Origin of the sequence: Candidatus Hikarchaeum yamanae (genome assembly GCF_009889665.1) — an archaeon.
GTDB lineage: Archaea > Halobacteriota > Halobacteria > Halobacteriales > Hikarchaeaceae > Hikarchaeum > Hikarchaeum yamanae.
In genome coordinates this window covers 15,219-27,396 of the sequence record NZ_WTZR01000014.1, presented here as the reverse complement: position 1 = coordinate 27,396, position 12,178 = coordinate 15,219, and the positions used below count along the sequence as shown (strand labels likewise).

Sequence of the window (12,178 nt, the reverse complement as noted above, 5' to 3'; positions counted from 1 at the left end):
ATTTTGCCAAATCTCTGCAGGTGGTTCACAATGTGGTGGGTAATCAACATCGAGCGGTTTGGTTGCGTCAATGAACAATTTGGTATCTACACCACCGTGCGTATCGGGCCAGCCACGACCAGTAGTTGCGACAGGGATTAAATTTTCCACATATGCATCTTTGACGAAATTAAAGTCCCGGTCGGGGCGGCATTTCATTGCCATTGCCCACCAAACATCGTGGGGGTCTCGGATATTTTGTTCTTCGTCTACAACGGTTATGATCTTGGGGAAGTATTTTGCAGATGCTGCTGCTATTGCTGCTTGTTTTCCAACTCCGGGGTATTCATTTCTTACTTTGACTATTGCTACAGTCCTACTTGCTTCTGCAGGCATGAAGACATCCATAACCTGGGATACTGAATCTTTTGCTTTTCGATAGATATCCACTTCCATAGGGAGTTTTCCTATGTTCACGTGTTCTACCCCGGGATTGTAAACATCAAAGTAAATAGGATCTTTTCGGTGAGTGATCGCAGTTATTTCGCAGACGGGAGATTCACGTGCTTTTCCGAGTAAGTATGTGAATTCACAAAATGGACCTTCTTTTTCTCGGACATGAGGTTGGATTACCCCTTCGACTACTAGCTCTGCATTTGCGGGGACTTTGAGATCAACAGTTTCGCAATCTACTAGTTCGAGTGGTTCGCCCATTACACCTCCAATAGCATTGTATTCGTCTTCGACCGTTTGGACTTGGCAGCCATAAATAAAGGCAGGATGGTGCCCAACTACGGCAGCAAATTCTAGAGGCTCGTCTCTGGCTTCTGCCTGGCTAAGAATGGAATATGCATGCGTTCCCTGGGCGAAAAATATTCCAGTTTTCCGAGGAGCCTTTTTCATCATACGATAGATTCCCGTATTGTACCTAGAATTTTCTTGGTCATAGAGAACGAAAACCTCCCCATCCATGAAGGGAGCGGGTTCTTCTACTGTGTGACTCAAAAGAGGTATTTCATTGATATCAGCTTCATCCCCTATTTTGATTACATCTTTTACAGGTCCGGTGGATACTTCGATGGGTGGTATGGGGTTTGTAACGCGTTCTGTGTACTCTCGTATTGCTTCTTCGGGTGTCGCATCGATCCCAAGTGCCATGCGATAATCGGTCCCACACAAATTGGTGACTACACTCCAGTCGGGGAACCCTTTAACATTTGTGCAAAATATAGCAGGGTAAGCACCGTCTGGTTCGTCTTGTAATTTCCGGACGATGGATGCTATTTCATATTTGGGGTCGACTTCTTTGTCAATATAGGCCAACTGAGAAGGCGATTCTCGCTCGAGGATTTCTAGATAAGTTCGAAGGTCCTTTGCCATTATATGATTGCACAGAGATCAAACAAATTCATAAGGATGTTTATTCGAATTTTCAGGGTGTTTTAACGGAGGGGTTTAATTGATCGAAAACGAGAATCGAGTATGCTCTCATTTGTCGGTTTGGGGTTATATGATGTAAAATCGATCACAGTGAGGGGTGCAGAAGTGATTAGAGAGGCGGATTTTGTGTTTCTTGAAAATTATACGAGTAAACTAGGGGGGTCGGAGGTTGAAGAATTGGAAAAATACTATGGAAAGAATATTGAGATTCTTCAAAGAGAGGATGTGGAAGTGAATCCAGAGAAGGTATTAGAAGCTGCGAAAGAAGGCGAGGTTGCGATACTAATAGCAGGAGATCCCATGATTGCCACTACCCATGTAGACCTTAGGCTTCGGGCGAATGTAAGGGGGATAGAAACTGAGGTGATACACGGGACTAGTGCAAGTACCGCCGCGTGTGGACTTACAGGATTGCAAAACTACAGATTTGGAAAATCCACCACAGTGCCATTTGAACCAGTAGAAAAGTTGCCAGATAGCGTATATCAGACGATTGAGGGGAATAGAGAAAGGGGATTACACACATTGGTATATTTAGATATAAAGATTGAGCAAAATAAATATATGAAGGGGAATGAAGCTGCGAAAAAATTAATGGGGATCGGAGAAGATTGGATAGGCATAATCATAGCAAGGGCAGGGAGTAAAAATCCACGTGTGGTCACTGGTAGGTTGGAAAAATTGTCAAAGATGGATTTTGGAAAACCATTACATTTGATGGTAATACCAGGGGAGTTACACCATATGGAAATGGAAGCACTAGAATCATTTACAGAGATGCATTTATAAGTTTAAGAAAGGGGACGGACTATTATTGCCGTTTGAGGACTAATCGGAGGACATCTTCTTCCAAAAGTTCATGATCGATTCCCACTATTTGATCATCGTGTTTTGCACTAGGTCCAGTTATGCGTGCAAATCTGAAAGTTGTTAAGAAATCGCCGCCAAGTTCATGGCAAGCATCCTTAACTGTTGCACCTTTTTGGAGGATAAGTGGTTCTTCATAGTCGGGTCCCCTTCCTGGTTTGTCCATATATATTCGAATGAAACCTAGGGAGTCCCAAATTGCATCCTTAAATTCTACAATTCCAAGCTCCTCTTTTGCACTTATGTGGAGTATGCATTCGGGGGACACTCCGTAGTCCGTCAATTCATTTGAAATGGTGTTTAATGTGGAAGCGCTAATTGAATCGGATTTATTGATTACAACTAATGATTTTTTATACACACAATTTCCCATGATTCCATCGATCAAGCTATCAAGGTCAAGGGTTTCTCGAATGGTCACATCCGCGTTTACGATTCCATATTCCATCAAGACTCCTTTAATGGTAGATTCTTCAAGACCCAAATCGACGCTGTGAAAGATAGTGATTCCACCCCTGCTAGTCCTAGATATTTTAATTTGAGGAGGGGTTGCGTTGATTCGGATGCGGTTTTCATGGAGTTCAGATAAAAGAGTGGAATATAATTGTATGTGTTGTGCATCTAAGACAAAAATCACAAGGTCTGCTGTTCTGACGACGGAGAGGACCTCTTTCCCGCGCCCACGTCCCGAAGATGCTCCTTCGATCAAGCCGGGTAAATCTAGAATTTGGATGTTTGCACCGTGGAGATGGAGCATCCCAGGGGTCACTCCTAGAGTGGTGAAAGCATATTCTCCTACTTCGCTCTCGGCATTGGTAAGAACATTTAATAAAGTGGATTTGCCTACACTAGGGAATCCGACTAAAGCTACAGTCGCGTCACCACTTTTTCGAACGCCATACCCCCCGCCCCCTCCCGAAGAGGATTGTCGTTCTACCTGTGCTTTTTTGTCTGCTAATTTTGCTTTTAATCTGCCGAGATGAGACTCAGTTGCTTTGTTTTTCGACGTTTCACGTATTTCCCGTTCGAGTTCTTCAATTTCCTGCTCTAGTGCCACTGCCCACTACTGTATCCGGATAGATAAAAAAATCTGCGTCTTTGTGCGAAAGGGATAGGACAAAAGAGAAAGTTTAAAACCAATGGTAGGTTTCCGTCAGGGTATGAGTGGTACCGTAGATGTACTTGTAGAAGGTGGCCGGGCAAATCCGGGACCTCCGATTGGACCAGTTTTAGGCCCTACACCAGTGGATGTTCAAGCAGTGGTTAGTAAGATAAATGAAGTAACTGCTGCTTATGATGGAACGCAAGTTCCAGTCAAGATAGTTTATGAAGATGACGGGAGTTTTGAATTAGAAGTTGGCAGTCCGCCAACAGCCGCTTTGATCAAGAAAGAGTTAGGTATTGAAAAAGGATCAGGATATGCAAAGAGGAGTTTTGTCGCAAATATATCCGTGGAGCAAATAAAAAAGATCGCGATTCAAAAATTACCAGGGCTTCTATCATATGATGTGAAAAATGCTGCAAAAGAAATTGCAGGAACATGTGTTGCATTGGGCATTACTATCGATGGAAAAAATCCAAGAGATTTTAAAGAGAAAGTGGACAGTGGTGCGTACGATGATATCTTATCTGAATGATAAGAGAGAGCGCGTCTGACGCGGGATAGAAAATTTTCCGAAAAAATTAAATTGGCCTTTGGGCATGGGGCGGGCTGGAGATATTCATTACGACGGGTTTATGCCCCCACATAAACCAAATTTCAGATAACAGGCGAATGCCTGACATATACTGTAGTAGCCGTATGGCGGACTACGGAGGAAAAAATGGCAGATAAAGAAATAGAAGAAGCTGTTATACGCGCACTAGAAACCGCCCCGAGTCGGAATTTTAGAGAATCAGTTGATCTTGCAATTAATTTAAAAGGATTGGATCTTAGGGATCCAACCAATCGTGTGGATGAAACAGTGGTTCTCCCTAGTGGTACTGGTCGAGAAACAAAGGTTGTATTATTTGCAACAGGAGAAAACGCCGTTTTGGGTGAGAAGGTAGTTGAAGAAGTACTGGGATCTGTACAGATAAAAGAATTAGGGGATGACGCAGAAGCTGCGAAGGCGCTTGCAAATTCAACTGACTTTTTTGTCGCAGATGTTGGATTGATGCAAGACATAGCAAGACTCTTGGGAAAAGTACTAGGGCCAAGAGGAAAAATGCCAAGACCACTTCAACCAGAAGAAGATGTGGTTGATGTAGTGAATAGAATGAAAAATACAGTTCAGCTACGGAGTCGGGATAATCGGACGTTCCACGCACGTGTTGGGGCACAAGATATGTCTGCAACAGATATAGCCACAAACATAGAAGTGGTGATTAGGAGACTTCATGCAGCATTGAAAAACGGGGCCCTAAATGTAGATTCGATCTATGTTAAGACCACTATGGGACCTTCAGAGAGGGTAGCATAATGTCTACACAAGTGGAACGTCATACAGATAATTTGCCGGAGTGGAAGACACAAGAGGTTGAAGAAGTCAAAGAGTGGCTTTTGAGTCACATGAGTATTGGCGTTTGTGATGTCTCAGGCATCCCAAGTAGGCAGTTTCAACAAATGCGGGCAAGCCTCAGGGGGAAAGTGGCAATCAAGGTGAGTAGAAACACACTAGTTAAACTTGCTGCAGAGGGTGTGAAAGGGCTGGATTCAATGGCAGATCAGCTAAAAGGGCAGGTAGGCATTGTTGGTACGAATGACAATCCTTTTACATTGTATCAAATGCTCAAAGGTTCGAAAACCCCAGCTCCAATAAATGCAGGAGATGTAGCCACCAAGCAAATTATCATACCAGAAGGAGACACGGGATTTCCCCCAGGTCCATTTGTAGGAGATCTACAAGCCGTAGGGGCTGCTGCCCAAATAGCAGACGGGTCCATTCGAGTGACTGCATCTAGTGTTGTTGCGGAGATGGGAGATGTCATCACTCCAAAACTAGCTAATGTATTAGGTGCTCTTGGAATAGAACCGAAAGAAGTTGGGTTGAACTTAAAAGCGGTTTATTCAGGAGGGGTTACTTATGAGGTAAGTTCCCTTGACATAGACACGGATGAATATAGAGTAAAGTTCATCAAAGCAGCAAATAATGCAAGGAGTTTATCGGTGGGCAGTGGGTACCCAACTTCTCAAACGATATCCACCATGTTAGTTAATGGATTTAGAAATGCCAAATCAGTAGGCATTTCGGCAGCTATTGAAAGTCCAGATCTGGCTGTGGAATTGATAAATAAGGCAGCTGCAGAATCACATACATTGGCTGTATCCTTGGAAGAGGATGCACGGCCCGAAACGCTGAAGAACGTAGCTAGAAATGAATCGATAGACAAAAAAGAACAGAGCGTTGAACAAGAGAATACAGAAGATACCGAAGCTGAAAGTGAAGATGCAACAGAAGAAGCGTCTGCAGCAGGACTTGGGGATCTTTTCGGATAAAATAAATAAAATAAATAGGAATTAAAATGGAATATATATACGCAGCATTAATCCTTCATGAATCGGAAAAAGAAATAAACGAAGAAAGTTTGACAACAGTGCTAAAAGCAGCTGATGTGAAAGTCGAAGACGTACGTGTTAAAGCACTAGTTGCGGCACTGGAAGATGTCAATATCGAAGAAGCATTGGAAGCAGGGCAAGTTGCCATTCCCACAGCAGTAGCGGTTGGAGGTAGTGAGGAGGCTGCTGCAGACTCGGGTAATGCTGAGGAAGCGAAAGCATCTGCAGAGGAAGAAGCAAAACAGACAGAAGAAGAAGAGGCAGCATCCGCAGCAGGACTTGGGGATCTTTTCGGATAAAACTGCTACCGAAAGGGGATCAAATTCCTATTAAGTTTTGTTACAAGGAGAAGATTGATATAGCAGGTAGAGATGGCTATTTATGCCGATACGTAGATTCCTCTGCGGTATCTTCTACAATAATTCCAAGAAGCTCCAATTCTTTTCGTATTTCGTCGGCTTTATCATAATTGCCTTTAGAACGCTCTTGCTCACGGGAATCTATTAGGGAAGTAATTGTATCAGAGAATGATTCGTTTGAATCGGCCACAACAAAAGAGAATCCAAGTACATCTCGGGCAAGATCGTCCAGAGTTTTAATCGCAAGGTTCAATCCAAAATGATCATATTCTTCGTGTGTTTCAAGGTGTTGGTTAAGGGAATTGACAACATCAAAAATTGCTACGAGTGCTTCCCGGGTATTAAAATCATCATCCAATGCAGTTTGGAAATTCCGTACAGAAGATTCTATAGATTTTCGGAGATTTTCGTCGGTTGTGGTTGAGTGGGGTGATGGCTCTAGGAGTGCGTTTGTAGTTCGAAGGTATGCACGTTCCAGTCTCCTCCAGCGTTCTACCGCCTCGTGGAGGGCAGACTCAGAATAAGCTTGATGACTATGGTAAGAAGTTGAAATTAAAAACATTTTAATGGAATTGGGACCAAATTCGGAGATCGCATTGGCAACAGAAAAATAATTTTTTAGGCTCGAACTCATTTTTTCACCGTGGGTTTCTAGAAGGCGTACGTGTATCCAAAAATTAGCAAAATTTTCCCCAGTGGATGCTTCACTCTGTGCTTTTTCGTTTTCGTGGTGAGGAAACATCAGATCTTGTCCCCCCGCATGAATATCAATAGTATTCGAAAGGTGAGTCATAGACATCGCAGAGCACTCTATATGCCAGCCCGGCCTCCCAAGGCCCCATGGAGAATCCCAGACGTCTCCAGAAGGAGCAGTTATAGGAGGCAGATTCGAATCGCGGTATTTGGAAATGGATTCGGGAGGGACTTGGCCCGATTTCCATAAAGCAAAGTCGTGGGGGTGTCTTTTATCACTTACTTCTTCGGGAGAATCTGAAAAAAATTCTTCGTCTAAATTTGGTTTAGATAATGCCCCATAATTGTCAAATGAACTTACGTCGAAATATACCGAACCATTGGACTCATAGGCGTGATTTGAGTCAATGAGGGAAGAGATAATGGCGATGATTTCAGGTATATGTTCGGATGCTTTTGGATAAACGTGGGCACTTTTTAGACCTAATGAATTCATATCTTCAAGGGCTTTATTGATAAAATAAGTAGCAACTTCAGATTCAGAACTTCCGTAATCGGATTCTCCCAACCTAGCTACAATTTTCTCATTTATATCCGTGAAATTTTCAACATAAGTGACAGAGAATCCCAAATATTCAAGCCACCGTCTCATAACATCTACGTGGACCCATGCTCGTGCATGTCCCAAGTGAGGTAGGTCGGAAACTGTTAAACCACAAAAATATATTGAAACAGAATTTGGAGTTATTGGTTTAAATTTCTCTTTTTTTCCAGTGAGGGAATTGGTTATGAAGAGCGACACTAAAAAACGAAAGGTTTGGCAACTGGATTAAATTAACTATTGTGCTTCTCCACCGTATTTGAGTAGGATATAACACAAAAAAAGAATTGCAACCATTCCAAAAATAGAAGCTATTAATATGCTTTTCGCCGGGTCAGAGAAAGAAGATCCCGCGGCTGCTGCTATCCCCGAGCAAAAAATAAGTGCGAGAAATCCCATGGCAAATTTGAAAAAATGCGAGAATCCCATATAGTAAAGTCTCGGAATGGGAATTGCATAAAGGCACCGATACGATTGGAAAGGTGTCAAAAATGTTTTAAGGGATAGGGTTTACTAAAGTGTCATGGAGAATATAGAAGAAGAATTACGTGAACAGTTTTTTGAAGCATTCTCTCCCGCTACATATCCAATATCCAATCAGATGGATCTAGTTCCAACGTTACCAAATGGTATGTCTACTAGATTTGAGTCGGGGGACTTTTCGATGACGGTGATCGAATTGAGTATGCGGTTGTCGGATAAACAAGATTTCCCTTATGAAACTGTGGAAGATCTGATAGAAGATCTAATAGATGGAATGAAGGAAAAGGGGATTATTTAAAATGATAACCGCTAAACGGTTGCGTTAAGAACAATAAGTATGGACCCAGCTATATTAGGCCCAATTGATGCTATTTTTTCTCCAATCATAGAGCCAATATTACTGATTGGGGTGGTGATAAATCTAGTCACTCGGCATTTGGCCCATAGATCCCATATTCGACAAAATGAAGAAGAGAAGGGGTCCCTGAAACACTTTGTATTCCATGAGATTTCCAACGGGGTATTGATAGTATTTTCACTATACTATATGACTCTTCATCATCACGGAGGAATGGTTTTATCTTTAATGGTTTTGGCAATGATTTTAGCAGACATATTTGAGTTTGAAGCTAGGCTTGTAGAATCTAGAGGGGGAATGGAAATAGAATTGCCAAAGGGTTCGATGGTCGGATCGGCGCTAGTATTAGTATACATACTATACATAATCATACTTCCTGCAGGACCACTAGATCAATTTCTCACATTAATACCGATATAAATTAAATTGGTTTTATTTTTCGTTTGATTTCGCTTTGATTTCGTTGATAGCAGGGATGAGAACCCAAAAGGTAAGGGCCCCAACGACGGCGAACCAAAACATAATTTCCCGGAGTACAATTGAAAACTGCCCGTAAAAATCCAAGTTTTCAGGAACGGGTGCTATTAGCTGCGTGGTTTCAAACCCAGGAGTTGTGAACCACCCAGAGAGTATCATCCAAGCTAGTCCTGCGATTGAAAATATACCAAAACCTTTCATGAATTCGTCGGCCATGGTCTGTAGTTAATCCTCCTTGCCCTTAGTTATTGTCATTCCCTGTGTTTTGAAACGGCTAGTGAATGCATACACTACAGTTCCGATTCCAATTGAAGAAAGGCCGACTAACGCTAATAAAGGGTCTATCTGAGAAAATGGAGAGGTTGCTCTTTGAGTTGCCGTGTCAAGTAGGATGAAACCAATGACGATGGAGAGTATGGAAAAAGCAGTTGAAAGTACAACTATACTTTTATAAAGTTGGTTAGGAACAATTACTTCTCTGTCTGTTTTTCCCATAGTAATGAGTTATTTAGGAGGTTTCGGGGGGCTATATGGTTTAGGAGGTCTAAGACGATAGTAACGTCTGTTTAATTCATACATATATCCTTCCCGCATGGTTTTTAATAAGGAATAGAATACAATCCCAAATAGAACAGGTAGAATGAAAGTTAAATCAAAGAGGAGATGGGAATTTAGAGGGACCAGATTTTTGACAGAAAGAACACTTACGGTGAATGCAAAAACTACACCTGCGACACCGAAAGCTGCCCAAAATGGTTCTTCTACAGGCCGTCTAGCTTTGCCTTTATTTACAAATGGCAGGGCTGCCAAGAACCCCACGACGACTAGATTTGCAAGAACTCCGAATGTTCGATCTAGCATTATTTTGTCACCTCCTAATATGGAAAGTGCAGGGTTGAGCGGTTCGAGCTTAAGAAGACCAAATGACCAATATAGGTACCAATCAGGGAGGATGACCGCAGGGGTTTGGCTTGGGTTTGCAGGAGCGGCAATGTGAGGAGGTGCAACGGCCGAAAGAAGTAATATAATGCCTATGAAAAAGCTAGTAATTGCAAATCCGCGGACGACTTCGTGTGGCCACATTGGGAATCCCAATACTTCCCGTTCTAAATAGTCAGCTCGGGAACGAATGTCTTGATCCTCAAGTCTAGCCCGTTCGAAATATTCATATGTGAGTTGGGCTAGCCCAGTGGATCTAGATTTACGCTCAGACCAACTAGGGGTTTGATCATCAGGGGGGACTGGGGTTTGCATTAATCCAGAGCCATCGGTGAGGATAGGGAATTCCACGTTGTTTTTTTGTTTTTTGTATATTTTGTTTTTCATAATATCATCAATGTGGTTCTGCAATTCCTTGCATCCAAACAATTCCAATGTGAATTGCAATCACAGTAGTTACCGCAAATGGAAGTATGAATACGTGGAGGATATACATACGTTGTAAAGTGGCTTGTCCTAGGGAGAATCCGCCAAACATTAGTTGTGCAACCCATTCACCCAATATAGGAATTGAGAGTGCCATTTCAACCCCAATTTGACCGGCCCAGAACGAAAGTTGATCCCAGGGGAGGAGGTAACCAGTGTAGCCGAACATCAGGGTGAGTGAGATCAAGATGATTCCTATTATCCAATTCAATTCTCTTGGTTCTTTGTATGCCCCTACGAAATAGACACGCAGCATATGGAGGAAAACTGCAGCTACCATAACTTGTGCAGACCATCGATGGATGGAACGTAACATGAATCCAAAATTGAGATCGGTCATGATATATGTTATTTGGTTGTATGCAACGGAGGGGTCTCCAGCCGTTGCGGGGGAATAATAGAATCCTAGCAAAGCCCCAGAGATGGCAGCGACTAGATATGCAATTACAGAGAAGGTCCCAAGTGCATATAGTGGATACCAATACCAAAATTTATTATCAAGATTGTATTGTTCGGTGTGGCTACGGGGCATTTGCATATTTATCTTGTAGTATAAATTTTCCATAGACTCCAGGTAATCTACTATTCGGAGACGTTGATCTGCCCAGATGAGAATTGTTAAATAGGTTTTTTCAAGGGGAGTCAGTTCCTTTTCAGATAGCCATTTGGAATAGTCGTAGTGTTCTTTTAAATCAGGGGTCATGTCATTCCTCAGTCCTTGGTAAAGCTACAAATCGATCTTTGATTATGCTGAAAGGATCATAGACGGATTGGTGGCATTGGCAATAAATTAAATCTGCGCCATCAAATTTTTCACTATCTGTGAATGATTTGAATCCGGGAACGCAGCAAAAATGAGTGCATTTGTCTAATATGGCTATAAATCCTTGGCGGCAACTTTCCTGAAGCCATTGTTTTGTTTCACCTTGTGCATTAGAGATTAGGTTGTCAACTATTGTACTACGAATGAGCTGCACGGGCATCTGTACTTGAGGGGGTACATCTTGAGACCTCCAGGTAGCAAATGCAGGCTTTCCCACACCCGCCTTTCCAATTGAATTACCCCAAGTCACGTAGTCCTCAAAATCGTCAATATGTACTTTTGCCCCGGGGGAAACTTCTTCTTTTTGCCACTTATAAGGGGGATTATTTGCATATCTGAAATAGTTGTCTTGATCTGCAAGTGGTTTTACTCCAGGGTAGGTTTGGACACCACAGTATTGGAACCAATCAGAGGAATAAGTAACACCGGCTATTTCTTGTTGGGCCACAGTTACCTTCCTCCCTCCTTCAATTATTTCAGATACTTTTGGCCACAATCCCATAAGGAATCCATCGTCGTCGATGACGACGGGTATTTGAGGCATTCCGCGAGGAGCAGGACCAAATAATTTTTCGATTCCGAAGTATTCGGTTACGCCACCACCAGCTCCAGAAGGATTGGTCATGGTGTTTACAGTTCCGCTAGTCGCAGTTCCAATACCTGCTAGTGCGGCCCCGCCTACGACACCTTTGACAAACCGCCTTCTTCCAGAAACTTTGGGGTATTTATCATCTGAAGTCATGGTTATTTTTTCTTATAGAGGTATAGATTGGTTTTCATCTTATCGGTCATAGTGGTAATTATGGAATGGCCATGTACATCTTCTGGTTTGGTGTAGAGGTCTTCCCATTTTCTCCTGCGCTGTTTTACAATTACGACATCCGGTAAAAAATCCCTTCGGTACAGAACCAGGATGAAGGATAAATTAATAAATAGTAGGGCTAGTAGACCTCCTAAATACATATTTCCCACTCCAGAGAATCCCCAGCCTCCGAAGATTAAACCATAGGTGAATAGGGTCGCGAATAGGACTTCAATCACAGTGAGTAAAACTATGGCTATTGTTGCTGCCGTGCTTTCTCGCGGAGGTTCGTAGCGGTGTATAGAACCATATTTACTACTTGGAGATGTCATA

General features: G+C 42.5%; 17 protein-coding genes. 7 read left to right on the top strand and 10 right to left on the bottom strand.

Annotation, left to right across the window (positions count from 1 at the left end):
• The coding region (locus tag ACM9H2_RS05705; RefSeq protein WP_415489115.1) for a UbiD family decarboxylase at positions 1–1,359 on the bottom strand (1,359 nt) is incomplete at its 3' end.
• Between the two features lie 102 nt (positions 1,360–1,461).
• On the opposite strand from ACM9H2_RS05705, the gene dph5 reads away from it, so the two are divergent.
• The gene (gene dph5 / locus ACM9H2_RS05700) at positions 1,462–2,208 is read left to right on the top strand and encodes a diphthine synthase (protein ID WP_415489113.1); all 747 of its coding nucleotides are present in this window, start codon (positions 1,462–1,464) and stop codon (positions 2,206–2,208) included.
• A 22-nt stretch (positions 2,209–2,230) separates the two neighbouring features.
• On the opposite strand, the gene ACM9H2_RS05695 is transcribed toward dph5, so the two are convergent.
• Positions 2,231–3,343: an OBG GTPase family GTP-binding protein gene (locus ACM9H2_RS05695; protein ID WP_415489111.1), complete on the bottom strand. Its 1,113-nt coding sequence runs from the start codon at positions 3,341–3,343 to the stop codon at positions 2,231–2,233.
• Between the two features lie 103 nt (positions 3,344–3,446).
• Here ACM9H2_RS05695 and ACM9H2_RS05690 point away from each other — a divergent pair, with 103 nt between their 5' ends.
• From ACM9H2_RS05690 to rpl12p, 4 genes are all read left to right on the top strand, one after another.
• A complete protein-coding gene (locus ACM9H2_RS05690; RefSeq protein WP_415489109.1) occupies positions 3,447–3,923 on the top strand; it encodes a 50S ribosomal protein L11 in 477 nt (158 codons plus the stop codon).
• 186 nt (positions 3,924–4,109) lie between these two features.
• On the top strand, positions 4,110–4,748 hold the full coding sequence (locus ACM9H2_RS05685; protein ID WP_415489107.1) for a 50S ribosomal protein L1: 639 nt from the start codon (positions 4,110–4,112) through the stop codon (positions 4,746–4,748).
• The gene (locus tag ACM9H2_RS05680; RefSeq protein ID WP_415489105.1) at positions 4,748–5,764 is read left to right on the top strand and encodes a 50S ribosomal protein L10; all 1,017 of its coding nucleotides are present in this window, start codon (positions 4,748–4,750) and stop codon (positions 5,762–5,764) included. The genes ACM9H2_RS05685 and ACM9H2_RS05680 overlap by 1 nt, the downstream gene beginning before the upstream one ends.
• Before the next feature lie 26 nt (positions 5,765–5,790).
• The gene (rpl12p, locus tag ACM9H2_RS05675) at positions 5,791–6,123 is read left to right on the top strand and encodes a 50S ribosomal protein P1 (RefSeq protein WP_415489103.1); all 333 of its coding nucleotides are present in this window, start codon (positions 5,791–5,793) and stop codon (positions 6,121–6,123) included.
• A 76-nt stretch (positions 6,124–6,199) separates the two neighbouring features.
• On the opposite strand, the gene cysS is transcribed toward rpl12p, so the two are convergent.
• Together cysS and ACM9H2_RS05665 are read right to left on the bottom strand one after the other, a co-directional pair.
• Positions 6,200–7,678: a cysteine--tRNA ligase gene (gene cysS / locus ACM9H2_RS05670; RefSeq protein WP_415489101.1), complete on the bottom strand. Its 1,479-nt coding sequence runs from the start codon at positions 7,676–7,678 to the stop codon at positions 6,200–6,202.
• 36 nt (positions 7,679–7,714) lie between these two features.
• A complete protein-coding gene (locus ACM9H2_RS05665) occupies positions 7,715–7,906 on the bottom strand; it encodes a hypothetical protein (protein WP_415489099.1) in 192 nt (63 codons plus the stop codon).
• A 94-nt stretch (positions 7,907–8,000) separates the two neighbouring features.
• Between ACM9H2_RS05665 and ACM9H2_RS05660 the strand changes: the two genes are divergently transcribed.
• Both ACM9H2_RS05660 and ACM9H2_RS05655 read left to right on the top strand, forming a co-directional pair.
• Positions 8,001–8,258 (top strand): MTH865 family protein, encoded by a 258-nt coding sequence (locus tag ACM9H2_RS05660; protein ID WP_415489097.1) that lies wholly within the window; start codon positions 8,001–8,003, stop codon positions 8,256–8,258.
• Between the two features lie 39 nt (positions 8,259–8,297).
• On the top strand, positions 8,298–8,738 hold the full coding sequence (locus tag ACM9H2_RS05655; protein WP_415489095.1) for a hypothetical protein: 441 nt from the start codon (positions 8,298–8,300) through the stop codon (positions 8,736–8,738).
• A 12-nt stretch (positions 8,739–8,750) separates the two neighbouring features.
• Here ACM9H2_RS05655 and ACM9H2_RS05650 read toward each other — a convergent pair whose 3' ends face one another.
• The 6 genes from ACM9H2_RS05650 to ACM9H2_RS05625 are packed head-to-tail and all read right to left on the bottom strand — an operon-like array spanning position 8,751 to position 12,177.
• A complete protein-coding gene (locus ACM9H2_RS05650; RefSeq protein WP_415489093.1) occupies positions 8,751–9,011 on the bottom strand; it encodes a hypothetical protein in 261 nt (86 codons plus the stop codon).
• Between the two features lie 9 nt (positions 9,012–9,020).
• The gene (locus ACM9H2_RS05645) at positions 9,021–9,290 is read right to left on the bottom strand and encodes a hypothetical protein (protein ID WP_415489091.1); all 270 of its coding nucleotides are present in this window, start codon (positions 9,288–9,290) and stop codon (positions 9,021–9,023) included.
• Positions 9,291–9,299: 9 nt separating this feature from the next.
• Positions 9,300–10,121 carry a cytochrome bc complex cytochrome b subunit gene (locus tag ACM9H2_RS05640; protein ID WP_415489089.1) on the bottom strand — a complete coding sequence of 274 codons (822 nt, stop codon included), beginning with the start codon at positions 10,119–10,121 and terminating at the stop codon, positions 9,300–9,302.
• Positions 10,122–10,128: 7 nt separating this feature from the next.
• Positions 10,129–10,923: a cytochrome b gene (locus ACM9H2_RS05635; protein WP_415489087.1), complete on the bottom strand. Its 795-nt coding sequence runs from the start codon at positions 10,921–10,923 to the stop codon at positions 10,129–10,131.
• Between the two features lies 1 nt (position 10,924).
• A complete protein-coding gene (locus ACM9H2_RS05630; RefSeq protein WP_415489085.1) occupies positions 10,925–11,785 on the bottom strand; it encodes a ubiquinol-cytochrome c reductase iron-sulfur subunit in 861 nt (286 codons plus the stop codon).
• A gap of 2 nt (positions 11,786–11,787) precedes the next feature.
• Positions 11,788–12,177 carry a hypothetical protein gene (locus tag ACM9H2_RS05625; protein ID WP_415489083.1) on the bottom strand — a complete coding sequence of 130 codons (390 nt, stop codon included), beginning with the start codon at positions 12,175–12,177 and terminating at the stop codon, positions 11,788–11,790.
• Position 12,178 lies beyond the last annotated feature (1 nt).

What these genes read in the sequence shown, in the direction of transcription:
- ACM9H2_RS05655 (WP_415489095.1), top strand. Translation starts at nt 8,298, where the DNA reads ATGGACCCAGCTATATTAGGCCCAATTGATGCTATTTTTTCTCCAATC.
- dph5 (WP_415489113.1), top strand. Translation starts at nt 1,462, where the DNA reads ATGCTCTCATTTGTCGGTTTGGGGTTATATGATGTAAAATCGATCACA.
- ACM9H2_RS05680 (WP_415489105.1), top strand. Translation starts at nt 4,748, where the DNA reads ATGTCTACACAAGTGGAACGTCATACAGATAATTTGCCGGAGTGGAAG.
- ACM9H2_RS05665 (WP_415489099.1), bottom strand. Translation starts at nt 7,906, where the DNA reads ATGGGATTCTCGCATTTTTTCAAATTTGCCATGGGATTTCTCGCACTT.
- ACM9H2_RS05650 (WP_415489093.1), bottom strand. Translation starts at nt 9,011, where the DNA reads ATGGCCGACGAATTCATGAAAGGTTTTGGTATATTTTCAATCGCAGGA.
- ACM9H2_RS05635 (WP_415489087.1), bottom strand. Translation starts at nt 10,923, where the DNA reads ATGACCCCTGATTTAAAAGAACACTACGACTATTCCAAATGGCTATCT.
- ACM9H2_RS05645 (WP_415489091.1), bottom strand. Translation starts at nt 9,290, where the DNA reads ATGGGAAAAACAGACAGAGAAGTAATTGTTCCTAACCAACTTTATAAA.
- ACM9H2_RS05625 (WP_415489083.1), bottom strand. Translation starts at nt 12,177, where the DNA reads ATGACATCTCCAAGTAGTAAATATGGTTCTATACACCGCTACGAACCT.
- ACM9H2_RS05690 (WP_415489109.1), top strand. Translation starts at nt 3,447, where the DNA reads ATGAGTGGTACCGTAGATGTACTTGTAGAAGGTGGCCGGGCAAATCCG.
- ACM9H2_RS05685 (WP_415489107.1), top strand. Translation starts at nt 4,110, where the DNA reads ATGGCAGATAAAGAAATAGAAGAAGCTGTTATACGCGCACTAGAAACC.
- rpl12p (WP_415489103.1), top strand. Translation starts at nt 5,791, where the DNA reads ATGGAATATATATACGCAGCATTAATCCTTCATGAATCGGAAAAAGAA.
- ACM9H2_RS05630 (WP_415489085.1), bottom strand. Translation starts at nt 11,785, where the DNA reads ATGACTTCAGATGATAAATACCCCAAAGTTTCTGGAAGAAGGCGGTTT.
- ACM9H2_RS05640 (WP_415489089.1), bottom strand. Translation starts at nt 10,121, where the DNA reads ATGAAAAACAAAATATACAAAAAACAAAAAAACAACGTGGAATTCCCT.
- ACM9H2_RS05660 (WP_415489097.1), top strand. Translation starts at nt 8,001, where the DNA reads ATGGAGAATATAGAAGAAGAATTACGTGAACAGTTTTTTGAAGCATTC.